We start from the raw sequence: 24,685 nt of genomic DNA, 5'->3' as shown, positions 1-24,685 counted from the left end.
TAATAGATTCCTTTTCATCGTATTTTAAATTTACGGAACGTTCATTCTAATAACTTCACTTATATAACTACCGCTCCCTCTGGAAACCTCAATGTAATCATTATTTATTTTAACTATTGCCTGAAGAAGGTTATTAGGTGGTATATAAACTATTTCCCCTTTTCTTCCGTCATTAAGAAGCACTTCCGCACCTATAAAATAAACATTTATGTTACTCAAAAACACTCTGAGTATGTCCGTATCAAAAATAGATATACCTTCAGAACCAAACATTTCAAAAGCTCTAAATGGAGGTTTTCTCTTTTTATAAACCCTATCAGAAGTCATTGCATCATATACATCTGCTATTGATATAATTCTAGAATATAATCCCATTTGATCAGCTTTGATTCCATATGGATATCCTGTACCATTTATTCTTTCATGATGTTGTAATATAACATTCTTTATATCATCCTTAATAGTAGGATCATCCTTAACTGTTTCATACCCATAAAGTGGATGTTTCTTCATTTCCTCAAATTCTTCATCAGTAAGCCTTCCAGGCTTGTTTAAAATGCTATCTTTAATCTTTATTTTTCCAAGATCATGAAGAAGTCCTGCAGATATTACCTCTTTAATTTGCTCTTCAGATAAATTCATCCACTTAGCTATTAACATTCCATAGAAAGCTACATTCATGCTATGATAAAAAGTATACTCGTCTTTATCTTTTATATTACCTGCATACTTAATTAAGCAATCTGTATTAACAATATCATCATAAATATTTTGTGTCATATTTTGTATTGCTTCTTGATCAATTTTCTTACCATTACAAGCCCCTACAATAAGATCCTTGAGCTTTAATACGTTTTCTTCGTACTCTGCTTTGAATTCCTCGTACTCTCTCTTTTTAGGAATTTTCTGCTTTGCCTCATTTTTTTTATAAACATTAACCTTACCTATACCACTAGTTAAAAGCTTACTTTTTATATAACTATTAATCGGTGTATCTTTGCTAATAAATTTGACATCATTGTACGAATATATATCTTCTGCGAGAATATAACTATTGTCGCAATCAATGGTATTTACTTTGAACTTATTCAATTCTCTCACCCTATCCTAAAATATTGGAAAATAATTTTGTTATTCGCATTCCCACCGTATTTTAAGTTATAAATAATTCAAAAATACTTTTAAATTATTATACTGTATTGTTTTTTATTATACAACAATTCAACATTTTTTGATATAATTTATTAGAATTTTTTTATTATTTAGATTTTTCAATAATTATATTTAATCAAATTAACAAAATCGTTGCTTTCCCTAATATAATTACAATTTAATTTTTAATATTTACAATAAATAATTGTTTTCTTACCTAGTATTACCATGACCTGTACCCGATTCTTTAACTTTAATTTCGACCATTTACAAAAATCATTGAGCATTTTTAAATTTCTCATTTTTACAACAAATATCAACATTTAACACTTAACTTTTATATATGTTTTTTTATTTTATTTTAATATAATCGTATTATTTTCCATAATCTTAATAGTATGCGAATTAATAAACATTAAAGCTCAAGCTTCTTCCACACAAAAAAACTATGCAACTAACTCTTTATTAAACTTTGCATTTATGTAAGAATAGTATATAATGCAATAAAATACTTACATTGTGATTCATAAAATATTCCTACTTAAAAGGTTCGACCTTAGAATCTTTTATGGAGCAGAATGCTTTAGTATTTTTTAATAGTAAATTAGAGGTGAAAATATGATTTTTAATTTAAAATTCACATCAAAAACTCATAAAAAACTTCAAATAGAGACTTACATAAAAAATTTAATTGAAACAGGAATACTTCAAAAAAACGAAAAACTACCGTCTACTCGGGAAATGAGTTTAATGCTTAATGTAAGCAGAAATACCATAATAGATGTTTATGAGAATTTAACAAATGAAGGTTTTACTGACACTATTAAAGGAAAAGGCACTTTCATTTCAAGCAAAAAAGTTATCTCTAAAATATCCAAAAACCTAAATTGGAATAACTTTATAAGTGCACATGCTATAATGGCAGAAAAGCTTGATACGACTAAACATGAACTGAGAGGGACAGATGATATTATTCCTTTTGATAGTATTTCTCCTAACAAAAGTTTATTTGATATTGATGAAATTAAAAGAGATTTTTTAAATATAATATCTATTGAAGGTAACAATATATTAAATTATGGTTATGCTAAAGGTTACAAGCCTTTAATTGAATATCTAAAAACTTATATGTCCCATAAAGGTATTAACCTTGATAACAAAGATATTCTTATAACCAACGGTTTTACAGAAGGTTTTAATATAGTTTTATCCTCTATAACCGAAAAAGGTGATAGAATACTCTGCGAAAATCCTACACACAATACTTCTTTAAAAATTATGAAGCTTCATAATCTAAATATAAAGGGCATTGATATGGATGATGATGGAATAAACATCTCTTCTCTAAAAAACGAGTTAGAAAAGGAAGTTCCAAAGGCAGTGTTTTTAATTCCAACATACCATAATCCCACAGGAATTGTTATGTCATCAGAAAAACGTTTAAAAGTCATAGAACTAATTAATTCTTTTAATGTTCCTATAATCGAAGATGGTTTTAATGAAGAACTTAGGTATTCAAATTCAAATATAACCTCCCTAGCAGCCTTAAATTCAAATAATAATAATGTAATATACATAGGCAGCCTATCTAAAATTTTATTCCCTGGCATGCGCATAGGTTGGGTTATGGCTGACACAGAACTAATTAATTATTTAGAAAGTATAAAACGCAGCACAAATATACATACCTCTTTTTTAGACCAAGCTATACTTTATGAATATTTACGTGGCAAAAATTTTAGTAAGTATGTAAAAAAGGCTAAACGATACTACAAAAATAAGTATGAACTAACAATAAAATATGCAAATAAGTATTTACCATATGCAAAAATATGGGGTGAAGGCGGACTACACATATTTATTAAAGTAACAGGTATAAACTCAAGAGAACTACTTAGTGAATGTTATAAAAAAGGCATAGCCTTTACCCCTGGTGATATTTTTTACACTGATAATCAAGGTAAAGATACTTTTAGAATTGGCTTCTCACGTGTTAATGAAGCTCAAATTAAGATGGGTTTTCAAATAATGGGTGAAATTATTTCAAATTTAAAAAATAAATTAGAGTATATATAATACATAAACGCATTATATATACTCTAATTAACTATTTTAGCTCTTCTAATTTATGTGATAATTTAAGATTTTCACTATAGTCTACAGCACAATCAATTACTGCTGGAACCTTCTGACTAAAGGCTTCTTCTAGTGTAGGTATTAACTCCTCAGCCTTAGTTATTCTATAACCTTTAAGTCCCATACTTTCCGCATACATTTTAAAATCAGGATTAGTGAAGTTTATATAAGCAGATTCTCCGTATCTCTCTTCTTGCTTCCACTTTATAAGTCCATAGTTGCTATCATTAAATATTAGTGTTACAAAAGGTGTTCCTATTCTAAGCGCAGTTTCAAGTTCTTGCGAATTCATCATGAAACCTCCATCACCTGTGACTGCAACTACCTTTTTATCTGGATTCACAAGCTTAGCTGCCAATGCTCCTGGAATAGCTATTCCCATTGATGCAAATCCATTTGAAATTATACATGTATTAGGCTTATAACAGTGATAATTTCTAGCTATCCACATTTTATGAGCTCCTACATCAGATATTACTATATCATCTTTTCCCATAACCCTGCGTAAATCATATAGTATTTTTTGTGGCTTTATTGGGAAACCATCATCTTCACTGTATTCTTCATAATTTTTGTGCATGTCTTCTTTTACCTTGAGAGCCTGTTTAGGTGTATCTATTCTATTTGAACGTCTAACTATCTCATGAATAGAATCTGAAATATCTCCTATAACTTCGACCTCTGGAAGATAGCTATTATTAACCTCTGCTAATTTTTCACCTATGTGAATTATCTTAATTTGTCCTTTTGGATTCCACTTTTTAGGTGAATACTCAACTATATCATATCCTATAGCAATAACAAGATCCGTTTTTTCAAAAATTCTATTTATAAAGTCCTTTTGTGCAAGTCCCATACTCCATAATGAAAGAGGATGATCGAAAGGTATTATTCCCTTACCCATAAAAGTGTTTGCAACCGGAATATTTAGTGCCTCTGCCATGTCTAAAACAGCTTTACTTGCTTTTGAACGTATTGCACCATTACCTGCAAGTATTAATGGATTCTTTGCCCTTGAGATAGCTATAGCTGCCTTTTCTATGCTGCTATAGGCTGCAAAACTTTTATCCGTAACTGTATGTCTTAACGGTCTTCCTTCTACTGGCATCTCTGCAATATTTTGAGGAATATCTATATGGCATGCTCCTGGTTTTTCACTTACTGCTGTCTTAAATGCTTTTCTTATTATTTCAGGTGCAGTATCGGGTCTCACTATCTGTTTGTTCCATTTAGTCACAGGAGCAAACATAGCAACTAAATCAAGGTGTTGATGTGATTCTATATGCATTCTATCTGTTCCAACTTGTCCAGTTATAGCAACTACAGGTGCTCCATCAAGATTTGCATCCGCAACTCCTGTCATAAGATTTGTAGCTCCAGGTCCCAGCGTTGAAAGACATACTCCAGGTTTCCCTGTTAATCTTCCATATACATCTGCCATAAAAGCTGCACCCTGCTCATGACGTGTAGTTATAAATTTTATAGACGATTTCGTAAGCGCCTTTATAAGTGCTAAATTTTCTTCTCCTGGTATACCAAATATATACTCCACATTTTCATTTTCTAAACACTTTACAACCAATTCAGCTGTAGTCATGATTTTTTCGTCATCCCCAATTTTTGAAATTTCAGAATCCTTATCTTGCTTTAAATTTTCACTCATAGATATTAACCCCTTATTCTATATCTAAATTATTTTTTAAAAAAATACCTCTAATTGACAATATTTAAATATATAATTGCTGTTATCTTTTGTCAATGTTTTTTTTAAATTAATCAAGTTATCAGGAATTTTTACCCATTAAATTACTTTTTTTCAAAATAAATACTGAAAATATATAGATTTATCAACACAAAAAACTATAAAAAAATCCATACTAGTTATTTCCAATTTATGTTTTTTTGAATTTTACATATACTGATTATTCAATTCTTTTTTAATTGCATCATATATAAGTTTATCCTTCATTCCTCCATAAAATCTTATATATTCATTTATAGCAATTACTGGTAGCATATATTTTTTTTCAGTAGCTTTTTTAACATATTCATATTGTTCAGCATCCATTGTCTTTACATCTATAAATTGAACCTCAACACTTTGCCCTACATCTGTTTTTTCTATATATTTTTTAAAATCTTTGTATAAATCATACATTGATTTATTATTGCCACATCCTGACGAACATCCACCACTACAAGTTTTAGTGCAAGTATTACAGTTTGAACAAGAACTATTCTCACTTTTACTTGGACATCCGCCACAAGAGACCTCTTCCTTGACTCCAAATACTTCTACAAGTATTACTTCATTTTCCATTATACTCTCCTTACTTTACTGAATATTATAATTAAAGCCTATATATACTTATTATACAATAAATATAAGGAAACCAAAGCGTGAATTAATTTCATCTTCAGTTTCCTTATTTATTTTTTCGTATATATTAAAGCTTATTTAAAGTGGATTTTTTATTGCTATTTGGTAATCTTTTTAAAGAAGCCCTTTAATTTGGATTCGCCACTATCAGATGTTTCCTCTACTTTTATAACCTCATAGCCTGCATTCTCAATGGCTGCTTTTATTTTCTTATCCTCTATGTCGTTACTTATTAATGCTAACTTTTTCTTTAAATTTACATTGATGTTTTCTCCACCAATTTCCTCTAAAGCCTCCTTTACATGTGCTACACAATGCTCACAACTCATTCCTTCTATTAATATTTTCTTTGCCATTTTAATCTCCTCCTATATATTTAAATTATATTTTAAACCTTTTTAATCTTAATGCATTAGTTAACACGGAAACTGAACTTAAGCTCATAGCTGCTGCTGCTATCATTGGATTTAACAGCGGTCCATTAAATAAATACAAAATTCCCATAGCCACAGGAATTCCTACTACATTGTATCCAAATGCCCAAAACAAATTTTCTTTTATATTCTTTATAGTTTTTTTACTTAATTCTATAGCGGTAATAACATCCATAAGATCACTTTTCATAAGCACGATATCTGCTGATTCCATGGCAATATCAGTTCCCTTACCTATTGCCATCCCTATATCTGCTTGAGCTAGTGCTGGCGCATCATTAATTCCATCACCTACCATAGCAACTTTTTTACCACTCTCTTGAAGCTTTTTTACTTCATTGGCCTTATCCTCTGGAAGAACTTCTGCAAGTACTTTGTCTATTCCAAGTTTCTTCGCTATTGCACTCGCAGATTTCTTATTATCTCCAGTTATCATTGCCACTTCTATATTCATTTCATGAAGTTTTTTTATTGCTTTATAGCTATTTTCTTTTATGCTATCTGCAACTGCTATTATTCCTTTTATTTCTTTTTCTATAGCAATATACATTGGTGTTTTTCCAAGCTCTGCTAAATTGTCTACATAATCATATATATTTTTTATGTTTATATCATTATCTTCCATCAATTTTTTATTTCCCAAAAATACTTTTTTGCCATTTACAATGGCTTCAATACCATGACCAGTAATTGATTTAAAATCATTAATCTTTATAAGTTCTAGCTTCCTGCTTTCTGCTTCTTTTACAATTGCCTCTCCCAGTGGATGTTCAGATGTCTTTTCAACAGAAGCTGCTATTTTAAGTAATTCCTCTTCAGAAATTCCTCCAACTACCTTTATGTCTGTTAACTCAGGCTTTCCTTCAGTTATAGTACCTGTTTTATCAAATACTATAGTTTGTATTTTATGAGTATTTTCAAGTGCTGTACCGTTCTTAATCAGTACTCCATACTCTGCACCTTTTCCTGTTCCTACCATAATAGCTGTTGGTGTAGCTAATCCTAGTGCGCAAGGACAAGCTATAACAAGAACTGATATAAATATTGTTAATGTAAAAGTTAGATCCTTACCTGATATAAACCAAGCCAATGCTGCTATTATTGCAAGAACTATTACCACTGGAACAAAGTAACCTGATACCACATCTGCCAATTTAGCAATAGGTGCTTTTGAGCCCTGTGCATCCTCAACAAGTTTTACAATTTGTGAAAGCACTGTATCCTTACCAACTTTAGTTACCTTATACCTTATAGACCCATTTTTATTTATACTTGCTCCTATAACTTTATCTCCTGGCTTCTTTAAAACAGGAATACTCTCTCCTGTAAGCATAGATTCATCAATAGCTGTACTTCCTTCTACAACTATTCCATCCACTGGCAATCTGCTTCCTGGTTTAACAATTACTATATCACCAGGTTTAACTTCATCTATTGCTACTTCCTTTTCAATTCCATCCTTTACAATAAGCGCAGTTTTAGGTGTTAATCCTATAAGTTTCTTTATTGCCTCTGAGGTTTTTCCCTTTGATACAGCCTCCATATATTTACCAAGAGTTATTAAGGTTAATATTATTCCTGCTGATTCAAAATAAAGTTCTGCATTATGATTACCACTAAATATTTGATACAATCCAAATAAACTATATAAAAATGCAGCTCCCGAACCAATAGCTACTAAAGAATCCATATTAGGACTTCTTTTTATAAGCGTTTTAAATCCTACCTTGAAAAATTTTCTTCCTTCAAATATAATCGGCATAACTAGTATAAGTTCTAAAACACCATAAATTTTTGCATGTTCCATTGGGTCAATAATGGAAGGTAGCATTAAACCCATTGCTTTAAATATCATAGGTCCCATTGCTATTATAAGCAGTGGAACTGCAAATATGGCTGATATTTTAAATCTATTCCATAAGCTTTTTATTGCCTTTTCTTTTCTTTCTTTATCAACATCTATATCTGAACCTTCGTCTAATGCCTTATATCCTGCTTTTTCTATTGCCTGTTTTATACCATTAAGATTTATCTTAGACTCTTCAAAGCTTATATTTAACTTCTCTGTTGCTAAATTCACATTAGAACTAGTTACACCATCTAATTTACCCGTTACTCTTTCAACCGTTCTCGCACAAGCAGCACATGTCATTCCTCCAATGGAGATTGTTTTATTTACAGTTTCCGTTAATGCTTTATACCCTGCTTTCTCTATTGCATTTTGAATATCTGATATATTTACCTTAGCTTCCTCAAAACTTATACTTAACTTTTCCGATGCAAGATTTACATTTGCTTCAGAAACGCCTTCCAACTTACTTGAGGCCTTCTCAACTGCTCTTGCACACGCAGCACATGTCATTCCTTCTATTCTTAAAGTCTCCTTTGCCATCTAAAATCCCTTCTTTATTTATTATTTATTCTAGAAAGAAGCTCCATAATTTCATTGACTTTTTCTTCTCCGTTATTATGAAGAAATGCTTCTTTAACACAATTATTAAGATGTTGTTTCAATATAAGCATATTAGCTTTTTTTAAAAGCGCAGAAGCAGCAACTATTTGATTAGATACATCAATACAATACCTACCATCTTCTATCATCTTTATTATTCCCTCAATTTGTCCCTTTGATGTCTTTAAAGCTCTAACTGCATTTTCTTTTTCTTTATTCAAGTATACCCCTCCCCCCTATAGTGTCCTTTTCTTATAAAATAGCACCACAATCATTTTTTGTCAAGTAAAGTAATTTAAACAATTATTATTTTTTAATAATTATTATTGACTATTTTTCTGTTATGGAGTATATTATAAATATACTTAACTTGTATAAATTAACAATTATCAATAGTTTGAGTATTTTTCTTATAAATTGTGATACTAAAAATGAATTATCTATTTAAAGGTGGTGTACTTTATGTTTGAAAATATATCATCAAATAGAATTTATAAAAATTTATTTGATGGAAACTGGATTGAAAGTAAAACAAAAAATACTATAGAAACTCACTCTCCATATGATGAAAGTTTAATTGGAAAAATTCAAGCTGTATCAAAAGATGAAGTTGATGAGATTTTTAAGAATTCAAGGGCTGCTCAAAAAAAATGGAGTGATACTCCAATAAATGAACGTGCTAGCATTATGCGTAAAGCTGCTGACATATTAGATGATAATGCAGAATATCTAGCTAAAGTTCTATCAAATGAAATAGCAAAAGATATTAACTCTGCTCTCTCAGAAGTTAAAAGAACAGCTGACTTTATAAGATATACTGCTAATGAAGGCACTCACATGGAAGGTGAAGCTATTAGCTCTGATAATTTTCCAGGTTCAAAAAAAGGTAAAATTTCTTTAGTAGAAAGAGTTCCTTTAGGTGTAGTTTTAGCAATATCTCCTTTTAACTACCCTGTAAATCTATCAGCCTCTAAAGTTGCTCCAGCACTTATAGCTGGTAACAGTGTTGTATTAAAACCACCTACAGTTGGTGCTATAAGCGCACTTCATCTTGCGGAAGTTTTTAATGCCGCAGGTCTACCTGCAGGTGTTTTAAATACCATAACTGGAAGAGGTTCTGAAATAGGCGACTACCTTATCACTCATGAAGCTGTAAACCTAATTAATTTCACTGGAAGCTCTGCCGTAGGTAAACACATCTCTAAAATAGCAGGTATGATACCTGTGGTTTTAGAATTAGGTGGAAAAGATGCTGCTATTGTTCTTGAAGATGCTAATTTAAGTGCTGCTGCAAACAGTATAGTCTCTGGAGCTTATGGATACTCCGGTCAAAGATGTACTGCTGTAAAAAGAGTTCTTGTAATGGATTCTGTTGCTGATAAACTAGTTAGCCTAGTCAAGGAGAAAGTAAAAGAATTAAAGGTTGGTAAACCTTCTGAAAATGTAACTATAACTCCCCTTATAGATAACAAAGCTGCTGACTATGTTCAAACTCTTATTGATGATGCCATAAATAAAGGTGCAACTTTAGTTGTGGGAAATAAGCGTGAAAAAAACTTAATATATCCAACACTATTTGATAATGTAACTGAAGATATGAGAATAGCTTGGGAAGAGCCTTTTGGTCCAGTACTTCCTATCATCCGTGTAAAAAGTATAGATGAGGCAATAGACCTTTCAAACAGGTCTGAATATGGTCTTCAAGCAGCAGTATTTACTGAAAATATGCATGATGCCTTTTATATTGCAAACAAACTAGAGGTCGGAACCGTCCAAGTAAATAATAAACCTGAAAGAGGTCCTGATCACTTTCCATTCCTTGGCACAAAATCTTCTGGTATGGGAACTCAAGGTGTTAGATACAGTATAGAAGCTATGACAAGACATAAATCCATAGTTTTAAATATATAACCTTCCAGGGAAATAAATCCACACATGTGAACTTTATTTCCCTAATTTTTTAAAAACTATTCACATTTTTACTATAACTATAATAAACATAGTAATTGTATATTAATTTACTGGAGATGCTTTATTATGTTTAGTTATAATACCGAATTAACTTATTTTATTAGAATATTAATTGCAGGTGTATGTGGTGGTCTTATTGGATATGAAAGAAAAAATAGAATGAAAGAGGCTGGCATACGTACTCACTTTATCGTTTGTTTGAGTTCAGCTCTAATAATGATAGTATCTAAATACGGCTTTCAGGATCAAGTTGGTGTACTAAATATCTCAATAGACCCATCACGTGTTGCTGCTCAAGTTGTAAGTGGTATTGGTTTTTTAGGTGCTGGAATGATATTTATGAGGCGGCAATCTGTTAAAGGTCTAACTACTGCTGCTGGAGTTTGGGCCACTGCTGGAGTTGGCCTTGCTATTGGTTCAGGTCTTTATATTATAGGTTTACTTTCTTCTTTCATAATACTATTAGGTCAAACTTTTCTTCATAGTAATTTTTCTTGGCTTTCAACGCCAAAGACTGAAGAATTAAGCATTAAAGTATTAAATGAACCTGATGTAATAAGTAAACTTCGTAATATATTTGACCAGAATGACATTTTTATTTTAAGCTTTAAAATAAAAAATACTACTGAAGGTAATTGTGAAAAACAAAAACTTATAACTATGAATCTTATTCTAAAAGTACCTTACTCTTACGATACTTCTGATTTTCTTTTACTAATTCAGGACTATCCATTTATAAAATGCATAGAATTTTAATAGTCTCCTGTTTTCAAGGAGATTATTTTTATTATATAATAAGCTTATTGTAGATTTTAATGATAACCTATTTAAAACACTTAAATCATTATGGAGGCTTAAACTTATATGAAAGACGATATTAATAAGCAAATAACTTCTAATATAAACGAAGATGCATGGAATAAAGAAACATACTCAGCATGGGTTCAGCGCTTTGGAACTCCCAAAAATGCAGCAGAAAGAATAACTAAAAACCCTTATAAAATCTTATCAGTTTTGCATGAAAAGTTTGGAGATGTAAAAGGCAAAAAAATAATGAATATTATGGGGTCAAATGGCAGTAAAGCTGTTGCTTTAGCTTTACTTGGTGCTGATGTTACTGTTGTGGATTTTTCAAAAGGGAATATGCATTACGCTCTTGATTTAGCAAGAGAAGCTAATGCTAATATAAATTATATTCTAAGTGATATATTAAAACTACCTAAAGATAAATTAACAGAGGATTATGATATAGTATTTGCTGAAATGGGTATACTACACTATTTTATTGACTTGAAACCATTTATAGAAATAATAAATAAACTGCTTAAAACTAATGGATTATTTGTACTTAGAGACTTTCATCCTATATCTACTAAATTAATTACTTCTAGGGGCTCTACTGCAAAAATTAGAAAGCATAAAGTTACTGGAGATTATTTTGATACATCTCTAGAAGAAAAAGATGCCGCTTTTTCAAAATATCTTCTTGATAACAGTACCCCTGAAAAAGTACTTCTAAGAAAATGGACCCTTGGTGAAATTGTAACAGCTGTTGCAGAAGGCAGTTTTAAAATCAAATCACTTAATGAGGAACCAAACCTATCCTGTGATAACTTTGATAAGGGTATTCCAAAAACCTTTACCTTAACTGCTGAAAAACATAATTAAAACCATAATATGCACTAATAAGACAGTCTAATAATTATCCTGCCATATTAGTGCATATTATAAGTTAATTTACTTTTTTTCGTTGCATATCCTGCTCTTTATAGTTTACTATGTTATCTATTATATAGACAGGCCTCTCCTTACTTTCCTCAAATATTCTTGCAATATACTGCCCCATAATACCATTAGTAACAAATAACATACCAAACATAATTACAATTAATGATAGTAGTAAACCTAAACTTAAAACATGTGCCTTTAACACTACATTTCTTATAATTATACTAATAGCAGCAATTACACCTATAATTGAAAAAATCACACCCATATAACTTGAAAATGCAAGCGGTTTGTATGAAAGTGATGTTATACCATCTAGTGCTAACTTAACCATTTTCTTTAATGGGTATTTTGTTTCACCTGCAAATCTTTCGTGTCTTACAAACTCTACATAAGTTTGTTTAAAGCCAACCCAACTAACAAGTCCTCTAACATATCTACTTTTTTCAGGAAGCGAAGCTAACGCATCGCAAACTTTTCTATCAATAAGTCTAAAATCCCCAACATCTACTGGTACATCCACATTGGTCATACTCTTTAATATTCTATAGTACATGCTTGAAGTAATTTTCTTAAAAAAAGTTTCTCCCTCTCTTTTAGCTCTTTTTCCATAAACAACCTCGTATCCTTGTTTCCATTTTTCAATCATTTGTAATATTACTTCTGGTGGATCTTGAAGATCTGCATCAATTACTACTATTGCATCTCCAACTGCTACATCCATTCCAGCTGTTATTGCTGCTTGATGTCCAAAATTTCTTGAGAAATTAACAAGTTTGACTCTATCGTCCTTTTCACAAATTAGCTCTGTTTTTTTCTTTGTGGAATCTCTACTTCCATCATTGACAAACACTAACTCATATTCTTCATTCGTTTTATCCATAACCTCTTTGAGTCTTTTATAACTTTCAAGAATAACAAGTTCCTCATTAAATATGGGCACAACCACACTATAAACTACTCTGTATCCCATAGCACTTCACCTCTCCTATTTTCTTGACTAAATTATACTAGAAAAATACAGTTACAATGTCAAATATCTATGTGAACTTTGTGTGATTTATATATTTTTAATTAGTAAATTAAGCCTCTCCTTTATATATTGGACATTTTATTAAAAAACTAACCCCTACTTTCCTATTAATTGCCTTAATTTCTCCTCCATAAAAATCTACTATCTTCTTGGATATTGCAAGTCCAAGTCCGAACTTGCCTTTTTTGTCCTTGTATAAATTATCAAATATTTTTTCTATACTCTTTTCTGAAATATTCTCTCCGTCATTATATATTTCTATTTCAGCTAAATTTTCTTTATACCTTTTTAATCGTAATACTATTTCCTTTCTGGCATATCTTAAAGCATTATCCAATATATTTTCTATAGCTATTTTAATTTTTTCTTCGTTCCCCAAAAAATTAATTGCATCCTCACTTATATCCGTTTTAATATCAAAATTGAATATCTCAAATCTGTCCACCATATTATATAGTAAATTATTTAAATTTATAATCTTATTTTCCACATCATTTTCTAATATATAGTCAAGTGTATTTAGATACAGCATTTGCTTGATTTTTTTTTCAAGTCTAATAGCCTCATCTTTTATTATTTCTGCTGTTTTTTCTACTGAATCAATATAAATGCCATCAATAATTGCTTCTGCGTGACTCATTATAACCATAACAGGAGTTTTCAAATCATGTGATATGCTCTGTAAAAACATTTTTTCATTTTCATCTGCATACTTTAATTGTTTTTGCATAATATTCATCGAATTAGCTAAACTCCCTATTTCATCGTCACTACTTACCTCTATAGGCTCTTTCCACTCCTTATTAGCTATCCTTTTAGTGTAATTTTCTAACTCCTTAAGTGGCTTTGATATATGTCCAGCTACAATTTTAGCTGTAAAAAAACCTATTATTATAAAAACAAGTCCAACTAAGCACACCTGATACAGTATTCTATTATCAACAAAATAAGGCATGTAGGTTACAAAATATGAATCCTTCCCATAACTACTTGCAGGACTTATTATAAAAAGAACCTTCATTCCATTATAGTAGTCTTTAAACTGTTTTTCTGAATTTCCTGCCTTATCTAAATATCCAATTATCCATTTTCTCATATTGTTGTCTGGCATCATTGGTCCACCGTTTGGAGACTTATTTACATCTTGTATTTCATATTCATCAGACTTTACTGTTACTAAGAAACTTTTACTTCTCTCCAAGTTTTTTATTTTATCAAATCTTAAGGGTTTATCCGTACTAGGATTTTTAATTATTGTATCATGAGCGGTCTTTAAATCCTGCATTTTTTGGCTTTCATCAAAGGCTCTAAACGCTGATATATACAATAATGAAATACTACAAACTATTATCAAAATCATTATGGTAAATGTTATCCATATCCTCATTGTTATAGTCTTTATTTTAAATATTTTCATTATCTAATCACCAACTTGTAACCAAAGCCATAAACTGTCTCTATTGTTATCTTACTTACTTTTTTTCTAAGTCTCCTTATGGTATCATCAACAACTCTGTCAGATCCAAAATAATCATTACCCCAAACGTTTATTAGGATTTGTTCCCTTGATATAACATTATTTTTATTATCTCCAAGGTAGCTTAATAATTCAAATTCTTTATTAGTAAGCTGCAACTCTTCTTCTTTAAAAAGCACCAATCTTTGTTTTTTACTTATTGTATATTCTCCTATCTTTATATCATCTGCATTTTTCTCCTTGAAATCTCCGTATAACCTCTCCATAAGCTTATTTGTTCTTATGACAAGCTCCCTTGGAAGGAAGGGTTTAGATAAATAATCATCACTTCCAAGTTCTAATCCAACCACTCTATCTAATTCCTCATTCCTTGCAGACATAAATATTACAGGTGTATTTTTATCATTTTGTTTAATGTTTTTAATAAGCTCATATCCATCTATATCTGGAAGCATTATATCAAGTATCCATAAATCTGGCATGTCTTTTATTTTTTCTCTTGCAGAATTACCGTCTGAGAAAGTAGTTACACTGTATCCTTCTTTGGTAAGATATTTATCAAGTAGAATATTCAAGCTTTGTTCGTCTTCAACTAAATATATTCTCTTTCCCAAAATTATCACCCCTATTTTATATCGCTAAATAAAATTTTATCACATATATTTTAAAAACCCATGTGAAAAATATGTGAATTTGAACTAACTTTTATCTTAATTTTTATAAAAAAATAAACTAATGAATATATGTAGTGTACATTCAATAGTTTATGTGTAATTATAGTATTTTAAATATCATAACTTATCCTTTAAATATTGTTTTGTAATATCAATAACCCTATTTTCCCAACTATTTTTCTCAAATATATGATTTGCCCCTTTTACTAATTCTAGTGAAGATTTTTCTTTATATAATGTTAAATATTTCTCCGATGTACTTAGTGGTACTATTTCATCTTTACTTCCATGAATGATTATAGATTCCTTATTGTAAGCTGCTGCTCTATCAAATATATCTATCGTATGAATATCCTCTAAAAATTCTTTTCCTAGCAATAATCCCTCTACATCAAAAGTCCCAGTTTCAATAACTTTATTGTAACTATCTCCAATATAAGCATCTGATAATATAACCTCTTCCATATTTCCTGCAGGTGCCCATAGGCATAAGGTTTTTATTTCATCTCCTCTATCTCCCGCAACAACACTTGCTATAGCACCCCCCATACTAAAACCAAGTATAGCAATTCTTTCTTTATCGATGAAATCTAAAGTCTTAACATAATCCAATATGACATTAGCATCATATACCTCCTTGCTAAAAGTCATATCTACAAAATCTCCATCACTTTCACCCGTTCCAGCAAAATCAAATCTAATACTTGCTATACCTAATTTTTCCAGTGTCCGTGCTAGTTTAACAAATATAAAATGAGGTCCCATCTTATTTCCGCAAAATCCATGATATATTATAACAATTGGCATTTTTTCTTCTATATTATTGGGTATATGGATTACTCCCCTTAACGTTAAATTTTCACTCTCTATTTCAACTGTCTTCTGCATTTTAATCCCCCCTGAGCTTTTACCTAGTAATCATATATATTTAGTATACGATTAGAGAGAGTTTTTGTCAATGCGTTGAAATAGTATCCATACTTTTATATTTTTATTAATGAATCTTTGAGGTTAAATTAAGTCCTATTACTCCTACTACTATTAATCCAATAAATATTATCTTATACAAATTAATAGTCTCTTTAAATACCACTGTACCTATTGTTACTATTAAAACTATACCAACAGCGGACCATATAGCATAAGCTACTCCTATATCTATTTTCTTTAACGCTAAGGTTAGCATACTTAAACTTAAAACATAAAAAATTAGCATAACAATAGCATATTTAAAATCACTAAAACCATTAGATTGTTTCATAAATGTTGTTCCTGAAACCTCAAATATTATAGCTAAAAGTAAATAGATCCAACTCATCAAAACATCTCCCTTAAACAGTTTTTATATTCTTAATTATTTCTTCAAGAAAGCTATCTAACTTTTCAATTTCACTATTATCTAATTTTCCTACTAAGGTATTGAATATCTGTTCATATATCCTATTATCACCTTCGATTATTTCTAATGCTTTACCTGTTAATTTTAGATAGTAGATCCTCTTGTCTTTTTCCGATTGTACTTTTGTAATTAATTCATTCTTTGAGAGTCTTTTAACCAAAGCTGATATTGCAGGCTTTGTTAATTTAAGTTTCTCTGCAACCTCACTCATTTTAGGATTTTTAAGTTCATAAATCATAGTTAAATAATAATAATCATTTATATTAAAATTACTTATCTCAGCTTCTGATAATACATCCTTAATGTTTTTAATAGACTGTCCCCACATATAATTAGCTATAAATGCTATCTTCTTTTCCATAACCTTCACCCCCTTAAAGCAAAAATAGTTAAAGACATTTAATTAAATATCTTTAACTATTTTATCATTTATACTATAAAAAATCTACTATACCGCCTTATCTCTTAACTTCTCTAAATTATCTTTAGATTTTTTTTTACTATTAAAAAATCTAACAGCTGTCATTATTACTCCCATCATACAAAAAACTCCTGCGGCAATATATACCCATTTCATTCCATACATGAAAACATCGTCTCTACCTTTTATATAATCTACAACTCTATAACCCATTTTGCTGCTCATTCTGTTATATAAAAGAAGTGTTGCAAAAGACGTACCAACAACAAAGCCTAAATTTCTTATAAGGGCATTAACACTTCCTGCAATTCCAAGCTTACTTTTATCCACTGTAGACATAACTAAACTATTGTTAGGTGCTTGGAACATTCCATTTCCTATTGTCATCACTACTATATAAGTCATTAAAAGTGCTACTGGTGATGCTGCTGTTAATGTACTTATAAGAAATAAACCTACACTTGTCAAAAATAATCCTATAAGTGTTAAGATTTCAGACCCAATTTTATCTGAAAGATATCCGCTAAATGGTGCCACTATAGCTAAAACTATTGGTGAAACCACCATGAATATTCCAGTTATAGCTGCCGAAAACTTTAAGGTATCTTGGAAATAAAACGGAAGTATTATATTTGAAGCACTAATTGCTGTAAATGATGTAAATGCACATATAACACTAACAGAAAACAAACTATTTTTAAATATACTTAAATCCAATAAAGGCTGCTTCCTTTTCATTTCAATAATTAAAAATGATATAAGTGCTACTGCTGAAATAACAAATGCCAAAATTATATATATATTGCTATAGCCTATAGTTTCTCCTTGAACTAACGCTCCGAATAATAGTACTGTAAATATAGTAAATAAAACTGCTCCTACTCCATCTACTTTTTCATTCATTCTTTCATTTGTCTTAGGAAATACTTTAATACATAATATAAAAACAATTATTCCTATTGGTATGTTAATTAAAAATATATATTCCCAACTTGCAAGAGAAACTATGAAACCACCAAGTGGAGGTCCTATCATTGCTCCTAATGCTACAAATGTTCCTAAAAGTCCAAGTGCTCTTCCTCTTTCATTTGCAGGAAAAGTTTGAGTTATTATACCCTGATTAGTTGCCATTGTAGCTGCTGCTCCTATTGCCTGTATTACTCTAGCTATAACAAGTATTAAAAGCGAGTTTGTAAGTCCGCATAAAAGAGAACCTAGAGTAAAAAGAACAACTCCAAATTTAAATATTTTCGTTTTCCCTTTTATATCTCCAAGTCTTCCAAATATCAATATAGTTGCTGCCACAGTTATAAGAAAGCTTGTAACAACCCACTGAACTGAGGCTGTACTAACATTAAGCCTTGATGCCATACTTGGAAGTGCTACATTTACAATACTTCCATCAAGGGTTGACATAAGCGTTGCTGACAATACTGTAACTAAAATTATCCATCTTTTTTTATATAATTCATTCTGCTCCTTATTCAAGTCTTTTTCACCCTTTCACAACAATTTTTCCTATTTTCCTTAGCATTATTTAAAACCTTTTGCAAAAACTCCATAGACATTTCTACTTCATTTTCATCACTTCCTTGAAGCAAAATATCAAGCAATTCTCCTATTATATTAAGAATTTTAGGAATTACTTCTTTACCTTTATCCGTCAAATAAAGCTTATATGCTCGTATATCATCCTCGTTTTCCTTCTTTGTGATATATCCTAGCTCTATAAGCTTCTTTATACTTCTAGCTGACATAGCTTTGTCAACACTAAGTTCCCTACTTATATCATTTTGACTTATCCCTTCCACGTGGCTTAACCTAAGTAGATATGGGTATGTTCCAACTGTAAGATCTAAATCCTTGAGTTTTTTATCAAGATGAACTTGATTGCATCTATATATGCAATTAATTAATTTAACTAAGTTATTTATATCCATAATTTCTCCTTCCATAATATAAATTATCATAAAATAGTTGATTAGTCAACCATATGAAAACATCTACAAAAAATAAACAGCTAGAACTTTTTACTAGCTGTTATGAACACTTTATATTTATATTAACTATTTTATAGACCCTTCTACCATCCCACCAATAATATGCCTTTGGAATAATATATAAACAATTATTATTGGTACTATAGATGATATATACAGCGCAAACATTGGGCCATAATTCATCTGATTCGCAGCTACATAATTATATTGGAAAAGTGTAAGAGTCCAATTTCCATTATCCCCGCCAAGTATTAAGAATGGCAGTAAAAAGTCATTCCATATCCAAAGTGCATTTAAAATTATTATGGTAGCGTTTATAGGTCTTAGAAGTGGAAACACAACTTTTATATATGTCTTTAATCTACCACACCCGTCTATTGATGCTGCTTCCTCAAGTTCCATAGGAAGATTTGCTTTCATGTATCCTATATATAAAAACATAGTTTGAGGAATTGCTAAAGCTGCATATATAAATATAAGACCTATTTTATTCATAGCATGAAGGTGAGCTGCAACAGTTGTAAGTGGTAACATAAATACTTGAAAAGGCACAAATAATCCCAGCAAGCAGCCAATATATATACACTTAAACAATTTACTATTTTTACTTCTAACTATTGCATAGGAACCTAACGGAACAATTAATAATATTAATATAACCGAAAAAACCGTTATTTCCACTGTATTTAAAAAATATCCTGAAAATCCTGAACTAAAGACATCCGAATAATTTTTAATGAAAAGGGATTTTGGGAAACTAAAAAAATCTGCAATAGTATCTGCACCTGTCTTAAATGAACCTATCAAGGTCAAATATATAGGTAAAAATATTAATAGTAGTGCGCCTAATGTCAATATACTATAGGCTAATATATTTGTCTTTTTATTTTCCACCATACTTTTCATTATTGTCTCACCTCATATCTACTTGAAACTTTTATTTGAATTAATGAGAGAATTATTATTACAATAAATAAAAGTGTTCCCATTGAATTTGCATATCCAAATCTAAAACTACTTACTGCATCATTATATAATAATAATCCAATCGATTGTGTATCTACACTACCATAAGTTAAAGCTACTATTTGATCAAAGGCAAGTAGTCCAGCCTTTAATGCTAATATAAACACAATACTAAGTGTTGGCAAAAGAAATGGTAATTTTATTTTAAAGAAGATCTGCTTTGATGTAGCCCCATCAACAGATGCAGCCTCTATTATGTCTTTTGGTACACTCATGAGTCCTGCTAGGAACAATAATATAGGAAGCGCTACCCCTTGCCATAACATTACAAATGCAATTGCAATAAAAGCTCCCGTATGATTTGATAATGGATTTAATTTTAATGCTGCTATATTAAGTCCATTTCCTACCTCGGGAATCCCATATTGAAATATTTGACTGAATATAAGACTTACCGTCATACCACTTAGTACTGCTGGGAAAAAATATGCTGTCCTAAAAAAGCTGTTAAATTTTATTTTTCTTTCTAATAAAACTGCAATACCAAGTCCAACAACAATTTCAATCACTATAAGCACAATTGTAAGTTCTAAGGTAAAAGATATACTTTTTACGAAATCGTTATCACTAAATAAGTTCATATAGTTCTTTAATCCTATAAAATGCTTTACACTAGATAATCCATCCCAACTAGTAAAACTTACAATTATGCCTTGTACTAGAGGATACATGAAGAATATCAAATATAATACAACCATAGGTAATACAAATGCATACTTCCAATATTTATTTGCCAATTTCATAATTACCCCTCCCAATTTTAATTCTCATCTGCCATTCTTTTTTCTACATCAAAATACTGATTTAAACTGTTGTATAAATCTTTTTTATTTTTAGTTATCATAAAATTTATTGTTAAAGTTTGTATTTGAGATTCACCTTGTTTCCAGTATTGGTGTATCCATGGTACATGGTGTTTTGGATCTGTGTACAATTTTTCTATGCCTTCAAGCTCAGGTGTTTTCCCTTTGGTGTTAACTCCCTTTACAGACGTCTTATTTCCATCTACATCATAATATTTCTGGAATACCTTAGCACTAGTTAGATAATTTAAAAATGCCTTAACTGCTTTTATGTTTTTAGCTTGTTTACTAACAGACAAGGCTAAATCGGCTGTAGAAATTATGGTTGCATTATTATCTGTAGTCCCTGGAAATGGCATAGTTCTTATCTCATCCTTAGGCTTAGCCTGTCTTATCAGTGGAAGAGAAAAAGTTCCTGCTGGAAATATAAGTCCTTCTTCCTTTATTAATGCTGTTATTGCATCCGCTGCCTTTGCTGTTCCATAATTATTTTGTGAATTATCTGCAACAAAAGTTAATATATCAGATACCTTATTAAAGGCTGAATCGTACCCATTTGACTCAATATTTGATAGCTTCTTTCCAGATACCTCAAGTTCGTATTTACCTACCTTTCCTTTAGGTGAATTTAAAAAATACTTATTTGTATCTTCTGTGCTAGTAAGAACTTGCTGCCATAGAGCTTCGTGCATACCATGGATTAGATATGGATCAGAGCCACTTAAAGCAAATAATGAAAGTTTATTAATCCCTGCTTTTCTATCTGAGTTTACTTTATCAGCTAGCCTTCTCATATCCTCCCAAGTTTTTGGTAGATACTGACCATTTTTATCCGCCTCATTTTCTGTTTTTCCATAAAGCCCTGGCTTGTCATATCCATACTTATGAAGTAATGTCTCATTGTAATATAAAGTTTCACAAGAGAAGCTTAAAGGTAATGTATAGTAATGATTTTTTTCTCTATTATCTTTAACAGCATACATATCTAATGCACCTTTATCTATATTTTTATTGCATGATAAATTAGTTACATCCATTAATTTACCTTCTTTTTGAAATATATTATAAGCTGTTTGTCCAGGATAAACTTGAAATATATCAGGTGCAACATCATTTCTAACACGATCATTTATTATTGTTGCTGCCTTTGAAGGTGATTCAACCTTTACCTTATACCCTGTTTCTTTTTCAAAATCTGCCGCTATAGCTTTAAAAGTATCCAACATTTCAAATTTTTCAACAAAGAAGTCTACATCATAATCATCACTTTTTATGAAATTGCATCCTACAGTAGTGGTGACCAAACACGTTACAATGCAAAATAAACACAGTCTTTTTAGCAATTTACTCATTATAACATTCCCCCATGAATTTAATTTAATCGTTTACATAAGATGGTATCGTTTTCTCTTGTGGTGAGCTATTAAAATACAATACCTAATAAATTTAAGATATTGTATTTTAACTCTATATTACTTGCTCTTCTATTAAAAAGGCCTTTTGTATAGGTAATAATGATGCTCCTAAAATCGAAGAATTACTTTTAAGTCTAGATGGAAGTAACTTAAAATCTTCTCTACTATAAAATTCATTTTTGATAAAAATTTTATCCTTAAGTCTGTCTAAATAAACATCTGAATATCCACTTATTTCTCCACCCAAAACTATATAATGCGGATCAAAAATAAGAACTATATTTTGTATCCCTGTTGCAAGTGCATCTAAATAATTCTCCATACATTTTTCTGCAACTTCATTTCTTGCATCTAAAAGTTTAAAAAAGTCTTCCAATTTCTCAATCTTTGTATCACTTAATTCATTAAATTCGTTTAAAAGCGCTTTTTGGGATGCATACATTTCCCAGCAGCCTTTTCTTCCACATCTACACAATTTCCCATGTGGTACTATTGTCATATGCCCTATTTCTCCTGCCCTTTTGTTTTTTCCTTTATAAAGCTGTCCTTCTATTACTATACCCGTACCTAAACCGCTGGAAACTGATATATATACTAAATTTCTTTCTTCTTTTGCTATTCCTATTTTAAGCTCTGCAAGCGCTGCAGCATTAGCTTCATTTTCAATAAACATAGGGAATTCAAAGAGGTTTTCAAATTTTCTAAAATTCCAATCCTTTATTCCTATATTGATTGCGCTTTTAAGTACAAGTTCCTTCTCATCTACTGTTCCTTGAAGTGAAAATCCAATACCAAGTACTTTTTTTTCATCGACTTTTGTAAACTCTAACGCTTCTTTAATTATCTCTGAAATCTTCTTCATAGCTGACTCTATATCTCTAACTTCATTAATTAAAAATTCAGCATCATATTTAATATCCAAATCTAAATTAGTCAAAATTACTCTTGCCTTATCTGGATTTATATCTACTCCAAAAGCATACCTACTATTAGGAAGAAAACTTACAATTATAGGTTTTCTTCCTCCTGTAGAAATTGCAACTCCCGATTCTTCTACAAACCCTTCTCGTATTAATTCATTTACATTAGATATTACCGTCGGAACACTTACCCCAATCTCATTTGATATATCGAGTTTAGTTAGTTCCCTTTTTCTATATAACAAATTTAGTATCTTACCTTTATTCGAATTTTGGTCTATATCAAACATATTACACCAACCTTGTATATTTTATCTGTATCAGATGTTTTATATTTATATTATACCACATATTTACAGCTTTATAAAGCCATTTTATAAAGCTACTTTATTAAGTAAAATATTTCAAAAAACAAAAGAAAGGGAAATTATAATATACGTGATTTCCCTTCTTACTATTTATTTAAGCTTCTTTTTTAGCTTTTTTAAACATTTCTGAATAGCAATAATTCATAATATCACTTCTCTTTATTATCCCTATAAACACATTATTATCATCTACTACTGGAACAAAATTTTGACTTACAGATTTTGATATCAGATCTTCTATATCAGAATCTATATGCACTGGTTTATTATTCATATGCCTTGGTATTTCGCTAATGGAAACTTTATTTGTTGTTTGAAAGTCAAGTTCTGGAGTGTTTTTCAGTTTCCATAATAAATCTCCCTCTGTTAATGTTCCAATATATCTTCCCTTTTCATCTAATATAGGAATTGCCGTGTATCTATGATATTCCATCCTTTCAAGTGCTTGTCTCATAGTAGAAGTTATTTGTTCGCATATAACCTCATTCTTAGGAGTTAAAAAAAATGCTATATTCATAGACTTTAACCTCTTTTCTTTTTAATTGCCTTACCACATAACATATATATTTTAATTCTTCGCTGATATAATATCCTAATGTTAGTATATTCCCCCCCTATATCGCTACATTGTGTTCTGTAAACGTTTCTATAATTAAACCTCTTTTGCATGAATACTTTATAATTTACAATGTTACAATTTTACTGCATCTCTTATATAATACTATAATTCTATTACATTCTGCCCAATAAAAGATTCTGTGGTCGAACCTTTTTGGCAGGAATATTTTATGAGCCACAATGTTAGAATTTTACTGTATTATATATACATCATACTAGTTCTTTTTTTAATTTTCATAAACTATTTTTTAACTTTATATGAATATTAACTTTATATT

At 30.3% G+C, this 24,685-nt stretch carries 22 protein-coding genes and 1 pseudogene; 4 read left to right on the top strand and 19 right to left on the bottom strand.

Annotated elements, in window-relative coordinates:
• Positions 1-30 precede the first annotated feature (30 nt).
• The gene (locus tag CLFE_RS01165; protein ID WP_077836070.1) at positions 31-1,092 is read right to left on the bottom strand and encodes an HD-GYP domain-containing protein; all 1,062 of its coding nucleotides are present in this window, start codon (positions 1,090-1,092) and stop codon (positions 31-33) included.
• 678 nt (positions 1,093-1,770) lie between these two features.
• Here CLFE_RS01165 and CLFE_RS01160 point away from each other — a divergent pair.
• Complete coding sequence (locus CLFE_RS01160) at positions 1,771-3,228, top strand: aminotransferase-like domain-containing protein (RefSeq protein ID WP_077895161.1); 1,458 nt, start codon at positions 1,771-1,773, stop codon at positions 3,226-3,228.
• Between the two features lie 31 nt (positions 3,229-3,259).
• On the opposite strand, the gene CLFE_RS01155 is transcribed toward CLFE_RS01160, so the two are convergent.
• From CLFE_RS01155 to CLFE_RS01135, 5 genes and pseudogenes are all read right to left on the bottom strand, one after another.
• The gene (locus tag CLFE_RS01155) at positions 3,260-4,951 is read right to left on the bottom strand and encodes an acetolactate synthase large subunit (protein WP_077895162.1); all 1,692 of its coding nucleotides are present in this window, start codon (positions 4,949-4,951) and stop codon (positions 3,260-3,262) included.
• 246 nt (positions 4,952-5,197) lie between these two features.
• Positions 5,198-5,608: a hypothetical protein gene (locus CLFE_RS01150; protein ID WP_077895163.1), complete on the bottom strand. Its 411-nt coding sequence runs from the start codon at positions 5,606-5,608 to the stop codon at positions 5,198-5,200.
• A 218-nt stretch (positions 5,609-5,826) separates the two neighbouring features.
• A pseudogene (locus tag CLFE_RS01145) lies at positions 5,827-6,024 on the bottom strand (heavy-metal-associated domain-containing protein); the annotation flags it as partial.
• 25 nt (positions 6,025-6,049) lie between these two features.
• Positions 6,050-8,494 (bottom strand): heavy metal translocating P-type ATPase, encoded by a 2,445-nt coding sequence (locus CLFE_RS01140; protein WP_077895164.1) that lies wholly within the window; start codon positions 8,492-8,494, stop codon positions 6,050-6,052.
• A 14-nt stretch (positions 8,495-8,508) separates the two neighbouring features.
• Positions 8,509-8,775 (bottom strand): metal-sensing transcriptional repressor, encoded by a 267-nt coding sequence (locus CLFE_RS01135; protein WP_077833518.1) that lies wholly within the window; start codon positions 8,773-8,775, stop codon positions 8,509-8,511.
• A gap of 241 nt (positions 8,776-9,016) precedes the next feature.
• Between CLFE_RS01135 and CLFE_RS01130 the strand changes: the two genes are divergently transcribed.
• The 3 genes from CLFE_RS01130 to CLFE_RS01120 all read left to right on the top strand — a co-directional run bounded on the left by CLFE_RS01130 (position 9,017) and on the right by CLFE_RS01120 (position 12,193).
• Positions 9,017-10,465 (top strand): NADP-dependent glyceraldehyde-3-phosphate dehydrogenase, encoded by a 1,449-nt coding sequence (locus CLFE_RS01130; protein WP_077895165.1) that lies wholly within the window; start codon positions 9,017-9,019, stop codon positions 10,463-10,465.
• A gap of 126 nt (positions 10,466-10,591) precedes the next feature.
• Positions 10,592-11,281: an MgtC/SapB family protein gene (locus CLFE_RS01125; RefSeq protein ID WP_077833520.1), complete on the top strand. Its 690-nt coding sequence runs from the start codon at positions 10,592-10,594 to the stop codon at positions 11,279-11,281.
• Positions 11,282-11,389: 108 nt separating this feature from the next.
• A complete protein-coding gene (locus CLFE_RS01120; RefSeq protein ID WP_077895166.1) occupies positions 11,390-12,193 on the top strand; it encodes a class I SAM-dependent methyltransferase in 804 nt (267 codons plus the stop codon).
• 64 nt (positions 12,194-12,257) lie between these two features.
• On the opposite strand, the gene CLFE_RS01115 is transcribed toward CLFE_RS01120, so the two are convergent.
• From CLFE_RS01115 to CLFE_RS01055, 13 genes are all read right to left on the bottom strand, one after another.
• Positions 12,258-13,226 (bottom strand): glycosyltransferase family 2 protein, encoded by a 969-nt coding sequence (locus tag CLFE_RS01115; RefSeq protein ID WP_077833522.1) that lies wholly within the window; start codon positions 13,224-13,226, stop codon positions 12,258-12,260.
• Between the two features lie 109 nt (positions 13,227-13,335).
• Entirely contained in the window at positions 13,336-14,703 is a 1,368-nt protein-coding gene (locus CLFE_RS01110; protein ID WP_077895167.1) for a sensor histidine kinase, read from the bottom strand.
• Positions 14,703-15,377, bottom strand: a complete 675-nt coding sequence (locus CLFE_RS01105) for a response regulator transcription factor (protein WP_077833524.1) — start codon at positions 15,375-15,377, stop codon at positions 14,703-14,705. The genes CLFE_RS01110 and CLFE_RS01105 overlap by 1 nt, the downstream gene beginning before the upstream one ends.
• A 177-nt stretch (positions 15,378-15,554) precedes the next feature.
• Positions 15,555-16,325, bottom strand: coding sequence for an alpha/beta hydrolase (locus tag CLFE_RS01100; protein ID WP_077833525.1), 771 nt, complete (start codon positions 16,323-16,325; stop codon positions 15,555-15,557).
• A 106-nt stretch (positions 16,326-16,431) separates the two neighbouring features.
• Positions 16,432-16,755 carry a DMT family transporter gene (locus CLFE_RS01095; protein WP_077833526.1) on the bottom strand — a complete coding sequence of 108 codons (324 nt, stop codon included), beginning with the start codon at positions 16,753-16,755 and terminating at the stop codon, positions 16,432-16,434.
• A 13-nt stretch (positions 16,756-16,768) separates the two neighbouring features.
• Complete coding sequence (locus CLFE_RS01090) at positions 16,769-17,197, bottom strand: MarR family winged helix-turn-helix transcriptional regulator (RefSeq protein WP_077895168.1); 429 nt, start codon at positions 17,195-17,197, stop codon at positions 16,769-16,771.
• Positions 17,198-17,284: 87 nt separating this feature from the next.
• A complete protein-coding gene (locus CLFE_RS01085) occupies positions 17,285-18,745 on the bottom strand; it encodes an MFS transporter (protein WP_077833528.1) in 1,461 nt (486 codons plus the stop codon).
• Positions 18,742-19,197, bottom strand: coding sequence for a MarR family winged helix-turn-helix transcriptional regulator (locus CLFE_RS01080; protein WP_307875845.1), 456 nt, complete (start codon positions 19,195-19,197; stop codon positions 18,742-18,744). The genes CLFE_RS01085 and CLFE_RS01080 overlap by 4 nt, the downstream gene beginning before the upstream one ends.
• Positions 19,198-19,323: 126 nt before the next feature.
• Entirely contained in the window at positions 19,324-20,163 is an 840-nt protein-coding gene (locus CLFE_RS01075) for a carbohydrate ABC transporter permease (protein ID WP_077895170.1), read from the bottom strand.
• Positions 20,163-21,026 (bottom strand): carbohydrate ABC transporter permease, encoded by an 864-nt coding sequence (locus CLFE_RS01070; RefSeq protein WP_077895171.1) that lies wholly within the window; start codon positions 21,024-21,026, stop codon positions 20,163-20,165. The genes CLFE_RS01075 and CLFE_RS01070 overlap by 1 nt, the downstream gene beginning before the upstream one ends.
• A 17-nt stretch (positions 21,027-21,043) precedes the next feature.
• Positions 21,044-22,438, bottom strand: a complete 1,395-nt coding sequence (locus tag CLFE_RS01065; protein ID WP_077895172.1) for an ABC transporter substrate-binding protein — start codon at positions 22,436-22,438, stop codon at positions 21,044-21,046.
• Positions 22,439-22,553: 115 nt separating this feature from the next.
• Positions 22,554-23,711 carry an ROK family transcriptional regulator gene (locus CLFE_RS01060; protein ID WP_077895173.1) on the bottom strand — a complete coding sequence of 386 codons (1,158 nt, stop codon included), beginning with the start codon at positions 23,709-23,711 and terminating at the stop codon, positions 22,554-22,556.
• A gap of 172 nt (positions 23,712-23,883) precedes the next feature.
• Positions 23,884-24,306, bottom strand: coding sequence for a CBS domain-containing protein (locus CLFE_RS01055; RefSeq protein ID WP_077833533.1), 423 nt, complete (start codon positions 24,304-24,306; stop codon positions 23,884-23,886).
• Positions 24,307-24,685 lie beyond the last annotated feature (379 nt).

The organism is Clostridium felsineum DSM 794 (assembly GCF_002006355.2).
In the GTDB taxonomy this organism is placed as follows: Bacteria; Bacillota; Clostridia; order Clostridiales; family Clostridiaceae; genus Clostridium_S; species Clostridium_S felsineum.
This window is presented reverse-complemented; position numbering and strand designations above follow the sequence as displayed.